Consider the following 19,313-nt stretch of genomic DNA (forward strand, 5'->3'; position numbering starts at 1 on the left):
CCCTTGGAAACACGAGGTGCCTTCACTGGATCCATGAACGAGCCCGACTGGGCACCGCTCACAGGTTTTCGTGTGGCGGTGACCTCCGCCCGACGTGCCGACGAACTGAGCGCGCTGCTGACCAGGCGTGGCGCGATGGTGACCAGTGCGGCCGCCATCACGATGGTTCCTTTGCCCGACGACGAAGAGTTGCGCGCGCACACCGCGTCGCTGATCGACGTGCCGCCGGACATCGTGGTGGCGACCACCGGGATCGGCTTCCGCGGCTGGTTCGCCGCGGCCGACGGCTGGGGCCTGGCCGCCGAGCTCACCGACTCGCTGAGTAGCGCCCGCATCGTCTCCCGTGGCCCGAAAGCCACGGGGGCGTTGCGGGCCGCGGGCCTGCCCGAGGAGTGGTCGCCGGAATCGGAATCCTCCCGGGAAGTGTTGCGCTACCTCATCGACAAGGGGGTCGAGGGGCAGCGCATCGCCGTGCAACTGCACGGGGCCACCGACGATTGGGACCCGTTCCCCGAGTTTCTCGATGAGTTGCGCGCCGGCGGCGCCGAAGTGGTGCCGATCCGGGTCTACCGCTGGCACCCCGCGCCACGGGACGGCGATTTCGATCAGATGGTCACCGGTATCGCCGAACGGCGTTTCGACGCAGTCAGTTTCACCTCGGCAATGGCTGTGGCCTCGGTGCTGATGCGCGCTACCGAGATGGATGTCGCCGACCGGGTGCTGGCAGCGCTGCGCACCGATGTCCACGCCATGTGCGTCGGCCCGGTCACCGCGCGGCCCCTGGTCCGGCTCGGGGTTCCGACCTCGGCACCCGAACGGATGCGATTGGGCGCCTTGGCCCGTCACATCACCGACGAACTGCCACTGCTGCAGGCGCGGACCGTCCGGGTCGCCGGGCACACGCTCGAGATCCGGGGCACCTGTGTCCTGGTCGACGGCACGGTCAAGTCGCTGTCCCCGGCCGGGATGGCGACCATCCGCGCACTGGCCAACCGTCCGGGTGCGGTGGTGTCGCGGTTCGATCTGCTCAGCGCGCTGCCGGGCACCGGCACCGACACCCACGCCGTGGAGACAGCAGTACTGAGGCTTCGTACTGCCTTGGGAGACAAGAACATCGTGTCGACGGTCGTCAAACGGGGTTACCGACTGGCCGTCGACGACGCCGAGATGGTCCGGACGCAATGAGCCTGGTCCTGGTCGCCCACGGAACCCGCAAGCCCGGCGGTGTCGCGATGATCGGCGATCTCGCCGCGCGGGTGTCCGACATGCTGAGCCGGCCCGTGCACGTCTCTTTCGTCGACGTGGTCGGCCCGACACCGAGCGAAGTTCTCGCATCGCTACCGATGGACTGCCCAGCGGTGGTGGTGCCCGCGTTCCTGGCTGCCGGGTATCACGTCCGGGTCGACGTGCCCGACCACGTGGCGGCCAGTGACCACCCGGCCGTCACCGTCACCCAGCCGCTGGGCCCGTGTCAGGGAACCGTCCGGGTTCTCGCCGAACGGCTGATCGAATCAGGTTGGCGGCCAGGAGATTCAGTGATCCTCGCGGCAGCCGGCACCTCGGACCGAAGCGCCCAGTCCGACCTCCGGCGCATCGCGGCGCTGCTGTCAGCGATGACCGGCGACCGCGTAGAAATGGCCTTCGCCGCGACCGGTGCGCCGAGCGTTGCCGAAGCCGTCGCCGCGCAACGCAGCCGCGGCCATCGCCGCATAGCTGTGGCGTCCTACCTGCTCGCCGACGGGCTTTTCCAGGACCGGCTGCGTGAATCCGGCGCCGACCTCGTGAGCGAACCACTCGGCACCCATCCCGGCATGGTCCGGCTGATTGCGAACCGCTTCCGCCGCGCCGGGGTACTGAGCCTGCCTGCCGCGGCGTGAGCGGATCGACTGCGCGATCAGCGGCCCGGCCGTCCCCGCCAGCAGGAGTGCCCCACCGGCACCCGCAACCACGAAGAACGCCGATCGCCGTTCGCCGACCAACGCTGAACATTGCTCGACGTAATCACTGGCCATGAATCCCGGTCCGGCGAGCGTGTGCTGGTCCAGGTTGAGCTGGTCCTGCTGGGCGGCGACGCTGTAATCCGGTCGCGCTCCGTTACCGCACGGGATGGGTTGACCGGCACGATCCACGGCGTCCAGGGCCAGGGGCACCAACGTTGCCCCGAGTGCGCCCAGCATCGCTGCCGCCCCCACCAGATTCACTACCGAACGCGCAAACATGCCTTGTCAGCCCCTCAGACGCCGCTTACTTGAGAGGGAGTCTAAACACACCCAGCGAACTATTCTAGTTAGCCAGAGAGACGCGCACCACAGCTTTGGTGAGATTGCAGACCATGCAATTCTGGCAAATTTTTCCGCGAAACCGCCCCTGTCCAGGTATTTGCCTGAGTAACGAGCCTCCGGCCGTTTGCCAGCGGATCGCGGCGTCAGATCCGGGTCGAAAACTCAGCTATCGTTATCGCGATCATTGGGCGATTTGGCGGGAGCAGAAGCAAAGGTGCAGGTGACAACACCGGCGGGCGCAAGCCGTCGAGACGACGTGCACGGCAGTGCGACCCGGTGACCGGGTCCCGGCCGAACGTCTGCGTCAGCACCTGCTCAATGCACTGGAACGCACGTCCCGGCCGATGACCACTGCCCAGCTACGTGACGATATGCACCAGCACTTCCGTGCACCGGTCGTAATCGAGTCCGTGTACCGCAATCTGACGGTGCTCGAGCGCCGCGGCGCCGTGGAGCGCCGCAAGCTCCAGGGGCGCGACGCGCACTGGAGCCGGGCGACCGATCAGGCTGAGATCTGAACGAACCCGCCCGGGGTGATCCGGGTCCGGTAGACCGGGACCGACACCGTGCCATCGTCGAGGCAACTGCCGTCGTCGAGCGCGAAGGCCTGCTTCTTGATCGGCGACTGCACGGTCGCCCGACCCGCACGATCCCCCACGATGCCGCGGGAGAGCACCGCAGCACCCGAGAACGGGTCGATATTGCCCACCGCGTGCAGCGAACCGTCGTCGAGGCGGAACAGTGCCGCCTGCGAGCCGTCAGGCAGCAGTACCGCGACGCCGCGGCACGGCATCAGGAAGTCATAGCGGCAGGCGGTCGTCCACTCCCCGGGCGTCGCGGCGTGAACGTCTTGGTGATCGTCGAGCAGTGTCATTTCGCCTCCTGGAATCCGCGGACCTTTGGCATCCCGATGTCTGTCGCCCCCGGCACCTTGCGGCCCCCGCGCTCGGTGAACGTGATGGTGGGGTCATCCACGTCGGGTGCATTGACGAACGACACGAAACGCGACAGCTTCTCCGGGTCCTCCAGGACGCCCTTCCACTCACACGCGTAGCCGGCGACGTGGCGCTCCATGGCCGCTTCGAACTCGGCGGCCAGACCAAGGGAGTCGTTGCACACGACGTCGCGCAAGTGGTCGAGGCCCGTCTTGCCCCCCGGGGAATCCATCGCCTCCAGCCACGGCGCGGTGCGCTGCAGGCGGTCGGCAGTACGGATGTAGAACATCAGGAAGCGGTCGATGTAGCGGACCAATGTCTCGTCGTCGAGATCACCGGCCAGCAACTGGGCGTGCCGGGGCGACATGCCGCCGTTGCCGCATACGTAGAGGTTCCAGCCCTGTTCGGTGGCGATGACGCCGACATCCTTGCTCTGCGCCTCAGCGCATTCACGTGCGCATCCCGAGACAGCCATCTTGATCTTGTGCGGTGAGCGCAGGCCCCGGTACCGCTTCTCGATCTCGACGGCCATGTTCACCGAATCCTGTTGGCCGTAACGGCACCACGTGCTGCCGACGCAGCTCTTCACGGTGCGCAGCGACTTGCCGTAGGCGTGCCCGGACTCCATGCCACCCTCGACCAGGCGCGCCCAGATCTGCGGCAACTGTTCCACCCGGGCGCCGAACATGTCGATCCGCTGGCCACCGGTGATCTTGGTGTACAGGTCGAAATCCCTTGCGATCTCGCCGATCAGGATCAACTGCTCAGGGGTGATCTCACCACCCGGCGACCGCGGCACCACCGAGTAGCTGCCGTTCTTCTGGATGTTGGCCAGGAAGTGGTCGTTGGAGTCCTGAAGCGAGGCCTGCTCACCGTCGAGCACGTGATCCGAGCTGGTGGATGCCAGGATCGATGCGACCGTGGGTTTGCAGATGTCACAACCCTTTCCGGTCCCGAACTTCTCGATCAAGCCGGAGAAAGTACGGATCTCAGTGGCGCTGACGATCTCGAAGAGTTCAGCCCGCGACTGGCTGAAGTGCTCGCACAACGCCTTGGACTGCTCGACACCTTCGGCTTCCAGCAGCTGCTTGAGCAGCGGCACGCAGGAACCGCACGAAGTACCGGCCAGCGTGCACTTCTTCAGGCTGGGCACATCGTCACATCCGCCGCAGATGGCTTCCTTCAGATCGCCCTTGGTGACGTTGTTGCACGAGCAGATCTGCGCGATGTCGGGCAGTGCGGCCACGCCCAAAGAAGCGGAAGCACCGGCCTCTCCCTCTGAGACCGGCGCGATCAATGCCAGCGGGTCTCCGGGAAGCTCGCTGGCGACCATGGGCCGCAATACGCCGTAGGCCGATGCGTCGCCGACCAGGATGCCGCCGAGCAGCGTCTTGGCGTCATCGGAGAGAACCAGCTTGGCGTAGGTCTGCTTGACCGGGTCGTTGACCACGACCTCCAGGCAGTTCGGCGTATTCCCTTTCGCATCACCGAAACTCGCGACGTCGACGCCGAGCAGCTTGAGTTTGGTCGACATATCGGCGCCGGGGAATTCGGCCTCACCACCGAGCAGGCGGTCGGCCACGATCTCGGCAGTGGTGTAACCCGGCGCGACCAGGCCGTAGCAGCGGCCCTCGATGGCGGCCACCTCGCCGATCGCATAGATGCTGGGATCACTTGTGACACAGGCCAGGTCGGTGAGGACACCACCCCGCTGCGCCATGTCGAGGCCGGCGGCACGGGCCAGCTCGTCGCGCGGACGCACACCGGCGGCGAAGACGACCAGGCCGGCGTCGATCGTGGTGCCGTCGTTGAGCGCAATCCGCATCGAGTCGTCGACGTCGGACTTGCGCAGCGGCTTGTGCCTCTGCACGGGCTGAATGCTGTCCGTGCCGACAGCTGTGTGCACCTCGATCCCCAGGCCCCGCATCATCCGGTTCAGCAGTGTGCCACCGGCTTCATCGAGCTGCGCCGACATCAGGTGCGGCGACATCTCCAGGACATGCGTCCGTAAGCCGAACTGCCGCAACGCGTTGGCCGCTTCCAGGCCCAGCAGACCGCCGCCGATCACAACGCCGACCGGCGACTTCGAGTCCAGCGCTGCCTTCGCACTGGCGCGGATCGCGTCCAGGTCATCCAGCGTGCGGTAGACGTGCACACCCGGCAGGTCGCGCCCCGGGACCGGAGGCACGAAGGCGTACGAGCCGGTGGCCATCACCAGCGCGTCATAGTCGAAGCTCTCGCCGGTGGTGGTGCGCACCGTGCGGGCCTCCCGGTCGATCTCGGCGACCGCACATCCCAGGCGCAGATCAACCCGGTCGTCACCTGCATAGTCATTACCCGGCAGAGCCAGCCGGGCACGGTCCCAGTGCTCGGTGTAACCGGTCAGGCCGACCCGGTCATAGGCCGCGTCAGCTTCCTCGGACAGCACGGTGATCCGCCATGAGCCTGCGGCGTCACGCGACCGCAACGCCTCGACGAAGCGGTGGCCCACCATGCCGTGTCCGATGACCACGACGTTCTGTGTTGACGACATATGGCGAGGTTAGGAACCCGAAGTTGCCGAAATGTCGCCCTGTGTGAAGCGCCCGTCACGGTGTGCTCACGGCCCACGCGACGCACATGTGAGATTGGGCGGCCGTGAGGTCCAGCTAACCCGTCTGCCGGGCCAGAGCCTCCCCGATGACCCGGGCTGCCTCGGGAAAACGTTGCGGATCCGGCCCGCAGTAGTTGAGTCGCAGGTACGGCCCGGACGGCTCGGCGGGAAACCATTCGTTGCCCGCCGCCACCAGCACGGAGTCGGCCTCGCACTCGCGGACCAGCCGTTGCGGGTTCGTCGCATCGGGCAGTCGCAGCCACAAGTGCAGCCCACCGCGGGGCACATGCTCCAACTGTGCGCCCGGCGCATGCTCGGCCAAGGCGGTGATCAGCAGGTCACGCCGGGCCTGTAGCTGCTGGCGCAGGTCACGCAGGTGAGTTCGCCAGGCCGGCTGGGTGACAACGTCGAGTGCCGCCGCCTGTAATAACCCACTGACATACATCGACTCCGCACCGCGGTCGGCCAGGATCCGGTCGCGGGCGGGGCCCCGGGCGACCATCGCGGCCACCCTGATCGAGGGCGAGACGCTCTTGGTCAGCGACCTCAGATATATGACGTGTCCGGCGTCGTCTGAGGCCACCACCGGCCTGGAGGCGGTCTCGATGCCGAAATCGTGCGCCCAGTCGTCCTCGACCAGGAAGGCACCGTGACTGCGCACCACCTCCAGAATCTGACTCGAGATTTCTGGATCCCATTGGGCACCAGTCGGATTGGCGTAATTCGGCTGCGCGTAGAACACCCGGGCACCGGTCTCGGCGAAGGCCCGCGAAAGCTCCTCGGGCTCAGGACCCCGCGGCCCACTGGGCACCGGCACCAACCGCACACCGGACTGGGCAGCGGCCAGGATGGCTCCCCAGTAGCTCGGAGACTCGATCAACATCGGCTGCCCGAACCCGACCAGAGCGCGGAAGATCGAGCTCAAACCGCTCTGGCTGCCGGGCAGAACGATCACCTCGCGGGCCGTCGGCGCGGTCACACCCGCACCGAACGCCTCGGCCAGTTCCTGGGCGAACCAGGCCTGCAGGTCGGGCCGGCCGGGCGCGGGTGCCGGGCTCAACGCGGCGTCCCCGCGGGCAGCGCGCGCGAATGCCGTACGGACCAGTCGCTGGGGAAGCAGTTCGCGCACGGGATAGCCCGAGTGCAAGGCGATCACGTCAGGCGCGACACTGCGCAGCGGCGTCGACAGCGCGGGGATGCGCGCCTGCGGGGACCGCAGCGCCGCGGTCTGCCAGCCGTAGTCGGGCAGACGCGCGCTACGCACCGCTCGCACGAACGTCCCGACCCCTGGCCGGCTCTCCACCAGCCCCAGGCTGCGCAGCGTGCGCATGGCCTTGGCGACCGTCACCGGGCTGGCCGCGTAGTCCGCCACCAGGGTCCGGTTGGACGGTAGCTGCGCGCCCGGTGGCGCCGTGGTGATCCACTTTCGCAGGCCGGACACGATCCGCTCGGTGCTATCGTTATCCATGTTGATACAGAGTAGCGCTACTCGAAATAGTTCGTCAGCGCTATCCCACCCGGGATTGTGGTGGGGCCTGCTGGGCGTGACGGCGTTCTCGTTCACCATCGTGTTCACCAAGGTGGCCACCGGTGGGCTGTCCCCGCTGTTCATCGGCGCCGGACGGGCCGTCGTCGCCGCGGCCATCGCGGTGGCCGCTCTGGCACTGACCCGGCAGACCTTGCCTTCGTCCCGGCAGTGGGCCCGGCTGGCCGTGGTGGCTGCCGGTGTCGTGGCGGGATTCCCGCTACTGACCTCCTATGCGCTCACGGTCGTTCCCGCCAGCCACGGCGCCATCGTGGTCGCGCTGCTACCGGCCGCCACAGCGGTGTGCGCGGTGCTCCGCGGCCACGAGCGTCCGCCGGCCGCGTTCTGGGTCATGGCGGCCGCCGGAGCGCTGGCCGCAGTCGTGTTCGCCATGGTGCACGGCGCCGGATTCGGCCATCTGAGCTGGCCCGACCTGTTGCTGTTCGGAGCGGTGCTGGCGGCGGCGGTGGGCTACGCCGAGGGCGGTTTGCTCGCCCGGGAACTGGGCGCCTGGCAGACGGTGTCGTGGGCCCTGGTGGTCGCGGCGCCGGTGATGCTGGCCTTGACGGTGCTGGCGTTCGTCCAGCAGCCGCCGAATGCGACGCCGGTGCAGTGGGCCGCGTTCGGTTATCTGGCGGTGGTCAGCATGTATCTGGGCTTCTTCGCCTGGTACCGCGGCCTGGCCATCGGACCCATGACCCAGGTGAGCCAGGTCCAGTTGATCCAGCCGGTGATGACCATCGGCTGGGCGGCACTGTTGCTGCACGAGCGCCTGGAGTGGTCGACGGTGCTCGGCGGTGCGGTGGTCATCGGGTGCGCGGCCCTGGCCGTCCGTATCCGCCTCCGGTAGGTCGACCACGACGAAAGCCGTTGGAAACCATGGGTTTCCAACGGCTTTCGCGCGAGTCAGAGATTTACCGGGTAGTCCGAGCTGTAGACGTCACCGCGAATGCGTCCCGGCGCCGGTGGACCCTCGACAACCACCCAGGCCTGCGTAGCGTCTTGCGCCAGTGACCCGGCCACCGTGACGGTCGCCGTCCCACTGGCGTCGGTATGCAGCACCGCGCCGGACACACCGGGATCTCCGGCGTTGCACGTCGCGTGCGACGGCCGCGGCAGCTGGATGAGCCGGACCTGGTAATCGGTGTCGGCCCGGGCCGACTGCAGCGACACCTCGGCACCTACGTGCGAGCCATCGGCGCCGATGCTGGCCCGGCCGGAGCCGGTACCCGAGCCCATACCGCCGAGAAACAATGCCTTCGTGAAATCACACCCCCGGATGGAATTCGACAACGGCACCATCGTCGTCGCCCCAGCCGGTGGGGCGACGATCCCGCTCAGCACCACCCCACCGGCCGCCGCCAGTGTCACCACACTTCTCATGCGCCAAACCATCGCTGCATCCCGCCCGCTCGACGTATCAGTGCGCAATTATTGGCACAAATCGCGGGCCGAGAAGCGGCAGTTCGCCCAAAATCCCTGTTCGGCTCGGATGGGAAACGGTCAACCGACGATGGCTACCGCCAGCGCGCCAGCACTTCCTTGGCCCGCGCGCTCAACACGCCCTGCAGGAACGGCCCGAAGGTGATGCGGCCGACGCCGGCCGCCGTCAGCTCGGCGAGATCGGCGGTGTCGGGCGGAACGGTCACGCTGACCGGCAGCGGAACCTCGGACACCAAGCGTGCCAACGCTTCCGGGTCGCGCAGGCCAGGCGGGAACAGCGAGTCGGCGCCGGCGGCGGCCGCCTCGGACAGCCGAGCGATCGCGCGGTCCACGCGGTCGGCATCATCTCCGTCGTTGTGCAGGAACAGGTCCGTACGCGCGTTGATCACCACGTGCACACCCGCGGCGTCCGCGGCGGCGCGCAGCTGCCCGACCAACTCGGCGTGCTCCGCCGAACTGCGCAGCCGCTTGCCCTCCTTGTGCACGGTGTCCTCGATGTTCAAACCGACAGCCCCGACGTCGAGCAGCCCCTCGATCAACCGCTCGGGCCGCTCGCCGTAACCGGACTCGATGTCCACCGACACCGGCACATCGACCGCGTCGGTGATTTGCCGCACGCGGGTCAGCAGATCGTCGAACGACATCACCTCGCCGTCAGCCTTGCCGATCGAATCCGCCAGCGGATGGCTTCCCACGGTGAGTGCGGAAAAGCCCTCGCCGACCGCGAGCCGGGCCGACCAGGCATCCCACACCGTGGGCAACACAACGGGGTTGCCGGGTTGGTGCAGCGCCAGCAGTGCCGCCGCCCGCTCCTGCAACGTGGTCTCACTCATAAGTCCTCCAGGTGCTCAGATGTCCTGCTCAGATGTGCTTCTGCCAGGCGCGATGCCGGCGGAACCAACCCTACGACCAGGGTTCCGGCAGCCCATTGGCAGCGGCCCGGGATGACCCTTCCGACGTGATGCGCATCACGTCTCGATCGTGATGTGGCTAGCATTGGTTGTCGTACTGTGAGCCCTGACACCTTCAGCCCGAGGAGGTCACTTGTCCACCACCACCGAGTTCTCTGAACTGCACAACCTGATCGGCGACATGCGTCGCTGTGTCACCACGTTGGCGTCGAAGTACGGGGATTCCCCTGCCATGCGCCGCGTGGTCAACGACGCCGAGCGGATCCTCAACGATATCGAGCGGTTGGACATCGACGCCGAAGAGTTGGAGATGCGTCACGGCGTGACACGCCAAAAACAGACCCGCGAGAAAATCGGCATCCCCGACACCCAATACGGAAGCGAGTTCTGGCAGGACGTCGCCGACGAGGGTCTCGGCGGATACCGCTGAGCTCACGGGCGTTTGACGCCCGACGAAACAACTGAACCTCAGAAAGGGAACCGTGAGCGCACCCACCGCTGACCGTCGCGCGACCGGGGTCTTCTCGCCCACACGAGCGCAGATACCCCAACGCACCCTACGGACCGACCGGTGGTGGCAGGCACCACTATTGACCAATCTGGGGCTCGCGGCGTTCGTCATCTATGCGACGGTCCGGGCGTTCTGGGGAAGTGCGTACTGGGTAGAGGACTACCACTACCTGACGCCCTTCTATTCACCGTGCGTCAGCACGGCGTGCGCGCCCGGATCGAGCCACTTCGGCCAGTGGGTGGGCGAGCTGCCCTGGTTCATCCCGATGGCGTTCATCTCACTGCCGTTCCTGTTGGCCTTCCGGCTTACGTGTTACTACTACCGCAAGGCGTACTACCGGTCGGTGTGGCAGTCACCGACCGCCTGTGCGGTGGCCGAACCGCACGCGAAATACACTGGTGAGACCAAGCTTCCGCTGATCATGCAGAACCTGCACCGGTACTTCTTCTACGCCGCGGTGCTCATCTCACTGGTCAACACCTACGACGCCGTCATGGCGTTCCATTCGCCGTCCGGCTTCGGGTTCGGCCTGGGCAACATCGTCTTGACGGGCAACGTCATCCTGCTGTGGGTCTACACGGTGTCTTGCCACTCGTGCCGGCACGTTACCGGCGGCCGGCTCAAGCACTTCTCCAAACACCCTGTGCGCTACTGGATGTGGACACAGGTGAGCAAGCTCAACACCCGCCACATGCTCTTCGCCTGGATCACGCTGGGCACCCTGGTCCTCACCGACTTCTACGTCATGTTGGTGGCCAGCGGCACCATTTCGGATCTCAGGTTCATCGGCTGAGTCGGCCAGCTGAATTCGTTGGCCGACAAGTACATACACGTACATACACGCGAAAGGGCGAGTGGGGATTTTCATGGGTGAGCTGGAACGGCACTCCTACGACGTTGTCGTGATCGGTGCCGGAGGAGCGGGTCTGCGCGCGGTGATCGAGGCACGCGAACGCGGTCTGCGGGTGGCCGTGGTCACCAAGTCGTTGTTCGGCAAGGCCCACACCGTGATGGCCGAGGGCGGCTGCGCGGCAGCCATGCGCAATGTCAACACCAAGGACTCCTGGCAGGTGCACTTCGGTGACACCATGCGCGGCGGCAAATTCCTCAACAACTGGCGGATGGCCGAACTGCACGCGCAGGAAGCCCCTGACCGGGTGTGGGAGCTGGAAACCTATGGCGCGCTGTTCGACCGGACCAAGGACGGCCGGATCAGCCAGCGCAACTTCGGCGGGCACACCTATCCGCGGTTGGCCCACGTCGGTGACCGCACCGGCCTGGAGATCATCCGCACGCTGCAGCAGAAGATCGTCTCGCTGCAGCAGGAGGACAAGAAGGAACTCGGCGATTACGAGGCCCGGATCAAGGTCTTCCACGAATGCTCCATAACGGACCTGATCAAAGACGGCGACCGGATCGCCGGGGCCTTCGGCTACTACCGCGAGACCGGCAACTTCGTGTTGTTCGAAGCGCCCGCGATCGTGCTGGCCACCGGCGGTATCGGCAAGTCGTTCAAGGTCTCGTCGAACTCCTGGGAGTACACCGGCGACGGCCACGCCCTGGCACTGCGCGCCGGGTCGGGCCTGATCAACATGGAGTTCATCCAGTTCCACCCGACCGGCATGGTCTGGCCGCTCTCGGTCAAGGGCATCCTGGTCACCGAGGGTGTCCGCGGTGACGGCGGGGTGCTCAAGAACTCCGAGGGCAAGCGGTTCATGTTCGACTACATCCCCGCGGTGTTCAAGGGCCAGTACGCCGAGACCGAGGAAGAAGCCGACCAGTGGCTCAAGGACAACGACTCGGCACGACGCACCCCTGACCTGCTCCCCCGCGACGAGGTGGCACGGGCCATCAACTCCGAGGTGAAGGCGGGGCGCGGCTCGCCACACGGCGGTGTGTACCTCGACATCGCCTCCCGCATGCCGACCGAGGAGATCAAGCGCCGGCTGCCGTCGATGTATCACCAGTTCATGGAGCTGGCCGAGGTCGACATCACCAAGGATGAGATGGAAGTCGGCCCGACCTGTCACTACGTGATGGGCGGAATCGAGGTGGATCCCGACACCGGTGGCGCCACCACACCCGGCCTGTTCGCGGCGGGCGAGTGCTCGGGCGGCATGCACGGCTCCAACCGCCTTGGCGGGAACTCACTTTCGGATCTGCTGGTGTTCGGCCGGCGCGCCGGTCTCGGCGCCGCCGACTACGTGGCGACGCTGCCGGAGCGGCCCAAGGTTTCAGAGGCCGCGATCATCGAGGCCACGGAGTTGGCGTTGTCTCCGTTCGAGTCTCACGCGCATCCCGAGAATCCGTACACGCTCCACGCCGAACTCCAGCAGTGCATGAACGACCTGGTCGGCATCATCCGCAAGGCTGAAGAGATCGAGGAAGCTCTGGCCAAGCTCGCCGAGCTCCGCACCCGTGTGCACAACGTCAGCGTCGAGGGCGGTCGCGTCTTCAACCCGGGCTGGCACCTGGCCATCGACATGCGCAACATGCTGCTGGTCAGCGAGTGTGTCGCCAAGGCCGCGCTGGCCCGGACCGAAAGCCGCGGCGGGCACACCCGCGACGACTACCCGGACATGGACGCCAACTGGCGCAACACCCTGCTGGTCTGTCGCGCGACCGGCGACGATCAGGTGGTACCGGACGTGACGGTGACTCCCGAGTCGCAGCTGCCGATGCGGGAGGACCTGCTGGCCACGTTCGAGCTGTCCGAACTCGAAAAGTATTACACCGCACAAGAACTGGCCGAACACCCCGATCGGAAGGGCCGAGCATGAGTGCCTACAACGCGAACCTGCGCGTCTGGCGCGGCGATGACACCGGTGGCGGTTTGGAGGACTACACCGTCGAGGTGAACGACGGCGAGGTGGTGCTCGACATCATCCACCGGCTGCAGGCCACCCAAGCCGGCGATCTGGCGGTGCGGTGGAACTGCAAGGCCGGCAAGTGCGGATCCTGCTCGGCGGAGATCAACGGCCGCCCGCGGCTGATGTGCATGACCCGGATGTCGACGTTCGATCCGTCCGAAACCGTCACTGTGACGCCGCTGCGGACATTCCCGGTGATGCGCGATCTGGTGACCGACGTGTCGTTCAACTACGAAAAAGCCCGCCAGATCCCGTCGTTCACACCACCCAAGGAGCTGCAGCCGGGCGAGTACCGGATGCAGCAGGAGGACGTCGAGCGCAGCCAGGAATTCCGCAAGTGCATCGAGTGCTTCCTGTGCCAGAACGTCTGCCACGTGGTGCGTGACCACGAGGAGAACAAAGAGGCGTTCGCCGGGCCGCGGTTCCACATGCGGATCGCCGAGTTGGACATGCACCCGCTCGACGTTCTCGACCGCAAGGACATGGCCCAGGACGAGTTCGGGCTGGGCTACTGCAACATCACCAAGTGCTGCACCGAGGTGTGCCCGGAAAACATCAAGATCACCGACAACGCGCTGATCCCGATGAAGGAACGGGTCGCCGACCGCAAGTACGACCCGATTGTGTGGTTGGGCAACAAGCTCTTCAGGCGGTAGTTCCTGCGCCGAGCGTGCGCTCAGATCGCGAATTCGTTTCAGAATGCGATCTGAGTGCACGCTCGGTGTTGCTCGAGGCGCGTAGGCTCAAGAAAAGCAGCCAATCAGCGTCGAAAGGCGGCTCCATGAGCATGGGACAGACTCACAGCGTCAACGAGATCCGGACCGCGATCCGGGAACTGTCGGTCCGGGCCGACCTGGCCCGTAAAGAGGGCAGGCCCGGCGACGCCGGCGAGATCGAACAGCGCATCGCCAAGTACCGCGAGGAACTCGCCGCGCGGCCCTGACCTGCAGCAGCCGCGCCCGTTACGCGCCGAGCTTGCGGAACGTGCTGCGGTGGAACACGATTGGCGCCACATCGGCGTTGACCGTGATGTCGCTGACGCGCAGCACCACGATGGTGTGATCCCCGGCCTCCACCAGCTGCTCGATGGCACTCTCCAGCCACACACTGGTTCCGTGGATGAACACCGCGCCGGATTCGCGTGACTCGGTCTCCAACCCGGCGAACCGGTCCCCGGTCTTGGCCGCGAGTGTGCGGGCCGCCTCGTCATGGGATTCGCCGAGCACGCTGATCCCCAGCGACGGCAGGTCCTTGAGCTTGGGCCAGGTGGTCGAGGAGTTCTGAACGCAGAACGACACCAGCGGCGGGTCGAGCGACACCGGCACGAAGGTGCTGGCAGCCAAACCGACCAGGGTGCCCTCTACCTCGGCAGCAATCGCGATGACACCGGACGGAAAGTGGCCGAACGCTTCACGCAGCGACGTCGGGCTCAGTTCTGTTGCACTCATAACACCTCCATCTTCACACAGCGCCGTGTCACACCTGCTCCGCCCGTCCGTAGCCGTGAGCGGCGGCGACGTCCGGGTGCGCTCGCACCCGGCTCTTCCACGCATTGCGCCCGTACACCGCATAGATACGGTCGTTCGACGGGTCGACACTCACGCCCCGGGCGTGGGCCGCGAGTTCGTCGGGCAGCGTCAGCACCGGCAGGCTGGCGTCGAGCCGGGGATTGAAGAAGTACGGCACCGAGATGCGCTCGGCGGTACTCACCCGCACCCGGTGCTCGGTGGCCCGTAGGTAGCCGCCGCTGGCCATCTCGAGCATCTCGCCGATGTTGACGATGAATGCCCCGGGCAGCGGATCGACATCGATGTACGCGCCGTCGCTGCCACGGACCTGCAGACCTCGGGTGCCCGGTTCAGCCAGAAGCAGGGTCAGCACCCCCGCGTCGCGGTGCGCCCCGACCCCCTGGTCGGTCTCGGCCTGCGCCGGGTACCGAACGATCTTGATCAGGGTCGCCGGAGTGTCGGCGAACGCGGCGTCGAACACGCCGGGGTCGGCACCGAGGCCGGCGGCCCAGCACTGCAACAGCACGCGCCCGACCCGGGCGAGTTCGGCATCCCACTGCGCGATGACCTCGGGGAGCTCCGGCAGGCCCGCAGGCCACTGGTTGGGGCCCTGCAGCCGCAGATAGTCCTGATCGGGGTCGGCCAGCGGGGTGCGCTCAGGTCCGATGTCGATCTGTTCGCGCCAATCGACCCGCCCGCCGGTCAGCTCACCACCCAGCCGGGTATAACCGCGGAAATGCGGGCTGTTGGTCATCGCCACCGCATCCTTGGCCGCCTGCGGCAACGCGAACAAGCGGCGGGCGGCGGCCAGCAGCCGGTCCGACAACTCGGTCGGGACCCCGTGCCCGGTCAGGTAGAAGAAGCCCACGTCGTGAGCGACCTGGCGCAGCCGCTCGGGCGCGTCGTTCAGATCGACGACCGGTAAGGCCGTCCGCACAGACGTCACGCGCTCCATCATCGTCGCGACCAGCGGTATCGGCCAGGGTCGCAATCTCGCTGAACACAACCCGGAGCCCGGACGGTAAGTTGGCGCCCATCATGTGGATTCCGCTTCTGGTGATGGCCGCCGCCGTCAGCCTGGAGCCGTTCCGCATCGGCATGACCATCCTGATGCTCAACCGGCCGCGGCCGCTGCTGCAGCTGCTGGCCTTCCTCATCGGCGGTTTCGCCATGGGCACCACCGTCGGAATGATCGTGCTCTTCATCCTGCGGCCCGCCCTGGGGTCGGCCCATTTCACCCTTCCCAGAGTGCAACTGGCGGTCGGCGCACTGGCACTGTTGGCTGCGGCTGTGCTGGCCGCGGGAAGGCCTGCGAGCATGTTCGGGCCGAGACCCGATCGGGAACCCGGACCACTCATGACGCGCTTCCGGCAGGTGTTGGGCGGCCACTCGCTGTGGACGGCAAGTGTTGCAGGCCTTGGTATCGCGCTGCCGTCGGTCGACTATCTCGCCGCGCTCGCGCTCATCGTCGCCTCCGGCGCCGCGGCGGCCACCCAGCTGGGCGCCCTGCTGCTGTTCAACGTGGTGGCGTTCGGGCTCGTTGAGATCCCGCTGATCTCCTACCTGGTGGCCCCGGAGCGCACCCGTGCCGCCCTGTCGGCGCTGCACGAGTGGCTGCAGACCCAACGCCACCGCAAAGTCGCCGCCGTGGTGGCCACCGTCGGCGCGGTGCTGGTCGTCGTGGGGCTCGTCGGCCTGTGATTCGTCAGCCATTCCGCCGGGCTCGATGCAGCGTCGAATTCCTTTGACGGCAAAGCTATCTGACGGACCAACCCGTGCGCTCAGGCGTCCAAGCGGGTGAATTCGTCCTGTCGGTACTGCTCGACACAGGCGGCGCGCCGAACCTTGCCGCTGGTCGTCGTGGGAATCGACCCCGGAGATACCAGGACGAGGTCTCCGACATTCAGCCCGTGCGCATTGGAAATCGCGGAGGTGACGTCGCTCTTGATCTCCTTGAGCCAGTGCACCGCTTCTATCGTGGACTCTCCCCGCTTCTTGACCTCGATCACGGTCACCAGCTTCTCGGTGCTGTTCACCGGAACCGAGATCGCCGCGACCCGGCCGCCGGTGATCTGTTGGACCGTCGCCTCGATGTCCTCGGGGTAGTGGTTGCGGCCGCGGATGATCAGCAGGTCTTTGATGCGCCCGACGACGAACAGATCGCCCTCGGAGACGAAGCCCAGATCACCGGTTTTCAACCACGGTCCGGCAGGAGTACCCGGCGTCGGGTCGGCGAGTGTGGCGCCGAAGCACTGCTGCTCCTCCGGCGACCTGCTCCAGTAGCCGGCTGCGACATTGTCGCCGTGGACCCAGATCTCGCCGACCACGTCCTGCGCGCATTCGGTGTTGGTGTCGACGTCGACGATGCGCACCATCGGTGACTGCGGCAGGCTGTATTTGACCAGCGCAGAGCCGGTTCCGGCCGCACACCGCCGGACCCGGCCCGCTGCCAACTCATCGACATCGAACTGAGCAACCTCCGACGACTCACTCCAGGTACCGGTCGCCACGAATACGGTTGCCTCGGCCAGCCCGTACGACGGTCGCAGCATGTGCTCGCGAAAGTTGAAGTGGGCGAACCTATCTGCGAAGCGTTCCAGGGTGGCCGGCTCGACGCGCTCGGCGCCGTTGATGATGCCCGCCACCCCGCCGAGGTCGAGACCGGCGAGGTCGGCGTCCTTGGTCTTGCGGGAGGCCAGGTCGAAGGCGAAGTTGGGCGCCGCGGAGAAGGCACCCGTGTTCTCCGCGAGTGCTCGTACCCATCTGGCCGGTCGCTCCAGGAACGACACCGGGCTCATCAGGGCCGCGGAGTAGCCGCCCAGGATGGGTGCGCAGACACCTAGCACCAGACCCATGTCGTGGTAGAAGGGCAGCCACGAAACGATGGTCATATTGGACGAGGTCTTGACGTTGGTATCCGCGAACAGGCCGCGCATCAACTGCTCGAAATTCGCTTGAAGGTTGCGGTGGGAGATCATCACCCCGGTGGGCAGCCGGGTCGAGCCGGAGCTGTACTGCAGATACGCCGTGGCGGGGAATTCGGTTGTGCCGCTGTCGAACCCGTCTGGGCCATCGGCATCCAGCTTCAACCCATCGATTGCCACGATCTTCGGCGCCGTGTTCATCCGCGATTGATCCACGTAATCCCCGACGTCCTCGGCGACCGCCGATGTCGTCAGGACAACCGAGGGCTTGGTATCGGTGAAGACCGCGCTCACGCGGTCATGACTCGAGCCGCGGTGGGGCATGGGAAGCGGAACCGCCACCAGGCCGGCCTGCATGGAACCCAGGAACGCCAGGATGTATTCGAGGCCCTGCGGGGCCAGAATCACCGCCCGGTCACCGACCGACCCGTGAAGGCGGACCTCGCGCGCCACCTTCATCGTCCGACGTGACAGCTGCGACCACGTGAGGGTCTCGTCGATGCCCGCGGGATCGACGGCGTAATCAGTGAATGTGAAGGCCACGTCGTCGGGGCGCAGGCTGGCACGCGCATGCAGCATCGAGAGAATTGATGACTGAGGGGTAGGCATCACGTCACGTCCGTAACTCGTCGAATCCATCAGCTCGGAAGGCGCCGTCAGCCGGCGCCGTGGGGGTTCAGCACCGACAACGCAGCATTGGCAAGCTCCGACATGGGATCGGTGCCCCCGCCGAAGGTCGCCTCGTTGGCCGGTGCGGTGACTTCCGCAGGGTCGAACCCGTGCACCGGGTCCACCGTGATCGGCGCCGTCGCCGGATCGTCGTTTCGCGAGTATCCCGCATCGACCATGGGCAGGAGTACCGCGTCCAGTTGGTTGAGTGTGTTCTTGTCATAGCCGAGGTACTTGAAGGGCAACACCAGCGGAAGGTGCTCTTCGGGAACCATGTACGTCGTCGTCGTCGCACCTTTGGAGTTGACCGTCGTCCTGATGTTCTGCGCCGGGACATTGCTCGGATCGGTGAACGCGATCGCGGTGTGACCGGTGGCAAGGCCCGCGATCGCGTTGATCACGCTCATCCAGTTGTCGGGCCGGTCCGGCCAGTCGGCGATGCTGTCGTAGGCGGAGATGTACTGGTCAGTGTGATACTGGCTCTCCACGGGAGCCGGGATCCGGTAGTCCATGAACGGCACGACGCTGCCGACGGGGAAGTTCTGGGTCAGGAAGCTCTCACCGAAGGGATGCTTGGCAATCGGGTCGCCGAATGTCGCGAAGCTCAGTTGGTCCGGCGGCGGAGCAGTCGGGTCACCGGCCAGTCGCGTCTTCACGGCGTTGAGCACGAGCGCTCCCTCGGACAGCCCCATCGCTGTTCCCTTGCCACCATTGCGGATGGCCGCGTCGAGGTTTCCTTCCCCCTCGTCGACCGACTCGCCGATGCTGGGACCGTCGAGACCGATGCCGGGATAGAACTTCTCCCCGAGAGCACCGATCCCCGGGAAGAAACGTTCGAGGGTGTGACCCTGAACCTGACCGGCCGGGTAGTCGACCTTCGTCCGCTTCATGCCGGGGAACCACTTCTCACCCGTCATCCGGATGTACTCGTCGTAGGGGATCCCGAGGACGTGGGCGCCGCCCAGCGCGTACGCGGTTCCTGGGTTCGACGGCGTACCGGCGGCGGGGCCGCCCGGCGGCGGCGTCGGGGCCGGCGTGTCATCGGCCCAGGCATTCCCGAGGACCCCGAAGGATCCTGTGACGCTGGTGGCCATCAACAATGCAAGTCCTGCAAGGAGTTTCTTCATCTCCACGCCCTATCG

General features: G+C 66.4%; 19 protein-coding genes. 10 read left to right on the forward strand and 9 right to left on the reverse strand.

Going from position 1 to position 19,313, the window contains the following annotated elements; translation table 11 throughout:
• Window positions 1-33 precede the first annotated feature (33 nt).
• The 3 genes from EH231_RS29955 to EH231_RS29965 all read left to right on the forward strand — a co-directional run bounded on the left by EH231_RS29955 (window position 34) and on the right by EH231_RS29965 (window position 2,800).
• The gene (locus EH231_RS29955) at window positions 34-1,185 is read left to right on the forward strand and encodes a uroporphyrinogen-III synthase (protein ID WP_124713897.1); all 1,152 of its coding nucleotides are present in this window, start codon (window positions 34-36) and stop codon (window positions 1,183-1,185) included.
• Entirely contained in the window at window positions 1,182-1,877 is a 696-nt protein-coding gene (locus EH231_RS29960; RefSeq protein ID WP_124713898.1) for a sirohydrochlorin chelatase, read from the forward strand. The genes EH231_RS29955 and EH231_RS29960 overlap by 4 nt, the downstream gene beginning before the upstream one ends.
• Before the next feature lie 671 nt (window positions 1,878-2,548).
• Window positions 2,549-2,800, forward strand: a complete 252-nt coding sequence (locus tag EH231_RS29965) for a transcriptional repressor (protein WP_090433722.1) — start codon at window positions 2,549-2,551, stop codon at window positions 2,798-2,800.
• On the opposite strand, the gene nirD is transcribed toward EH231_RS29965, so the two are convergent.
• The 3 genes from nirD to EH231_RS29980 form a co-directional block, all read right to left on the reverse strand.
• Complete coding sequence (gene nirD, locus EH231_RS29970; RefSeq protein ID WP_090433718.1) at window positions 2,785-3,156, reverse strand: nitrite reductase small subunit NirD; 372 nt, start codon at window positions 3,154-3,156, stop codon at window positions 2,785-2,787. The two genes, EH231_RS29965 and nirD, sit on opposite strands and share 16 nt — an antisense overlap.
• Complete coding sequence (gene nirB / locus EH231_RS29975) at window positions 3,153-5,750, reverse strand: nitrite reductase large subunit NirB (protein ID WP_124713899.1); 2,598 nt, start codon at window positions 5,748-5,750, stop codon at window positions 3,153-3,155. Before nirB ends, nirD begins: the two co-directional genes overlap by 4 nt.
• Window positions 5,751-5,865: 115 nt before the next feature.
• Window positions 5,866-7,278 (reverse strand): aminotransferase-like domain-containing protein, encoded by a 1,413-nt coding sequence (locus tag EH231_RS29980; protein ID WP_124713900.1) that lies wholly within the window; start codon window positions 7,276-7,278, stop codon window positions 5,866-5,868.
• Between EH231_RS29980 and EH231_RS29985 the strand changes: the two genes are divergently transcribed.
• A complete protein-coding gene (locus EH231_RS29985; RefSeq protein WP_124713901.1) occupies window positions 7,277-8,185 on the forward strand; it encodes a DMT family transporter in 909 nt (302 codons plus the stop codon). The genes EH231_RS29980 and EH231_RS29985 overlap by 2 nt on opposite strands.
• 56 nt (window positions 8,186-8,241) lie before the next feature.
• Here the strand turns inward: EH231_RS29985 and EH231_RS29990 are convergent, their stop codons facing one another.
• Together EH231_RS29990 and EH231_RS29995 are read right to left on the reverse strand one after the other, a co-directional pair.
• A complete protein-coding gene (locus EH231_RS29990; protein WP_234927357.1) occupies window positions 8,242-8,718 on the reverse strand; it encodes a hypothetical protein in 477 nt (158 codons plus the stop codon).
• 134 nt (window positions 8,719-8,852) lie between these two features.
• Window positions 8,853-9,611 carry an isocitrate lyase/PEP mutase family protein gene (locus tag EH231_RS29995; RefSeq protein WP_090433707.1) on the reverse strand — a complete coding sequence of 253 codons (759 nt, stop codon included), beginning with the start codon at window positions 9,609-9,611 and terminating at the stop codon, window positions 8,853-8,855.
• 211 nt (window positions 9,612-9,822) lie between these two features.
• Here EH231_RS29995 and EH231_RS30000 point away from each other — a divergent pair, with 211 nt between their 5' ends.
• The 5 genes from EH231_RS30000 to EH231_RS30020 all read left to right on the forward strand — a co-directional run bounded on the left by EH231_RS30000 (window position 9,823) and on the right by EH231_RS30020 (window position 14,013).
• The gene (locus EH231_RS30000; protein WP_090433705.1) at window positions 9,823-10,119 is read left to right on the forward strand and encodes an Rv0250c family protein; all 297 of its coding nucleotides are present in this window, start codon (window positions 9,823-9,825) and stop codon (window positions 10,117-10,119) included.
• A 52-nt stretch (window positions 10,120-10,171) separates the two neighbouring features.
• Window positions 10,172-10,993, forward strand: a complete 822-nt coding sequence (locus EH231_RS30005; RefSeq protein ID WP_090433703.1) for a succinate dehydrogenase subunit SdhC — start codon at window positions 10,172-10,174, stop codon at window positions 10,991-10,993.
• Window positions 10,994-11,066: 73 nt separating this feature from the next.
• Window positions 11,067-12,980, forward strand: a complete 1,914-nt coding sequence (locus EH231_RS30010; RefSeq protein WP_090433828.1) for a fumarate reductase/succinate dehydrogenase flavoprotein subunit — start codon at window positions 11,067-11,069, stop codon at window positions 12,978-12,980.
• Window positions 12,977-13,726, forward strand: coding sequence for a succinate dehydrogenase/fumarate reductase iron-sulfur subunit (locus EH231_RS30015; RefSeq protein WP_090433701.1), 750 nt, complete (start codon window positions 12,977-12,979; stop codon window positions 13,724-13,726). The genes EH231_RS30010 and EH231_RS30015 overlap by 4 nt, the downstream gene beginning before the upstream one ends.
• 125 nt (window positions 13,727-13,851) lie before the next feature.
• A complete protein-coding gene (locus tag EH231_RS30020; RefSeq protein ID WP_090433699.1) occupies window positions 13,852-14,013 on the forward strand; it encodes a hypothetical protein in 162 nt (53 codons plus the stop codon).
• A gap of 19 nt (window positions 14,014-14,032) precedes the next feature.
• Here the strand turns inward: EH231_RS30020 and EH231_RS30025 are convergent, their stop codons facing one another.
• Window positions 14,033-14,518, reverse strand: coding sequence for a flavin reductase family protein (locus tag EH231_RS30025; protein ID WP_044514767.1), 486 nt, complete (start codon window positions 14,516-14,518; stop codon window positions 14,033-14,035).
• A 28-nt stretch (window positions 14,519-14,546) separates the two neighbouring features.
• Window positions 14,547-15,524: an isopenicillin N synthase family dioxygenase gene (locus tag EH231_RS30030; protein WP_420891940.1), complete on the reverse strand. Its 978-nt coding sequence runs from the start codon at window positions 15,522-15,524 to the stop codon at window positions 14,547-14,549.
• 92 nt (window positions 15,525-15,616) lie between these two features.
• Here EH231_RS30030 and EH231_RS30035 point away from each other — a divergent pair, with 92 nt between their 5' ends.
• The gene (locus EH231_RS30035) at window positions 15,617-16,279 is read left to right on the forward strand and encodes a GAP family protein (RefSeq protein ID WP_090433697.1); all 663 of its coding nucleotides are present in this window, start codon (window positions 15,617-15,619) and stop codon (window positions 16,277-16,279) included.
• A gap of 80 nt (window positions 16,280-16,359) precedes the next feature.
• Here the strand turns inward: EH231_RS30035 and EH231_RS30040 are convergent, their stop codons facing one another.
• The gene (locus tag EH231_RS30040) at window positions 16,360-18,111 is read right to left on the reverse strand and encodes an AMP-binding protein (RefSeq protein ID WP_124713902.1); all 1,752 of its coding nucleotides are present in this window, start codon (window positions 18,109-18,111) and stop codon (window positions 16,360-16,362) included.
• Between the two features lie 47 nt (window positions 18,112-18,158).
• Entirely contained in the window at window positions 18,159-19,298 is a 1,140-nt protein-coding gene (gene pe, locus EH231_RS30045) for an acyltransferase PE (protein ID WP_124713903.1), read from the reverse strand.
• Window positions 19,299-19,313 lie beyond the last annotated feature (15 nt).

This window comes from Mycolicibacterium nivoides (genome assembly GCF_003855255.1).
Lineage (GTDB): Bacteria > Actinomycetota > Actinomycetes > Mycobacteriales > Mycobacteriaceae > Mycobacterium > Mycobacterium nivoides.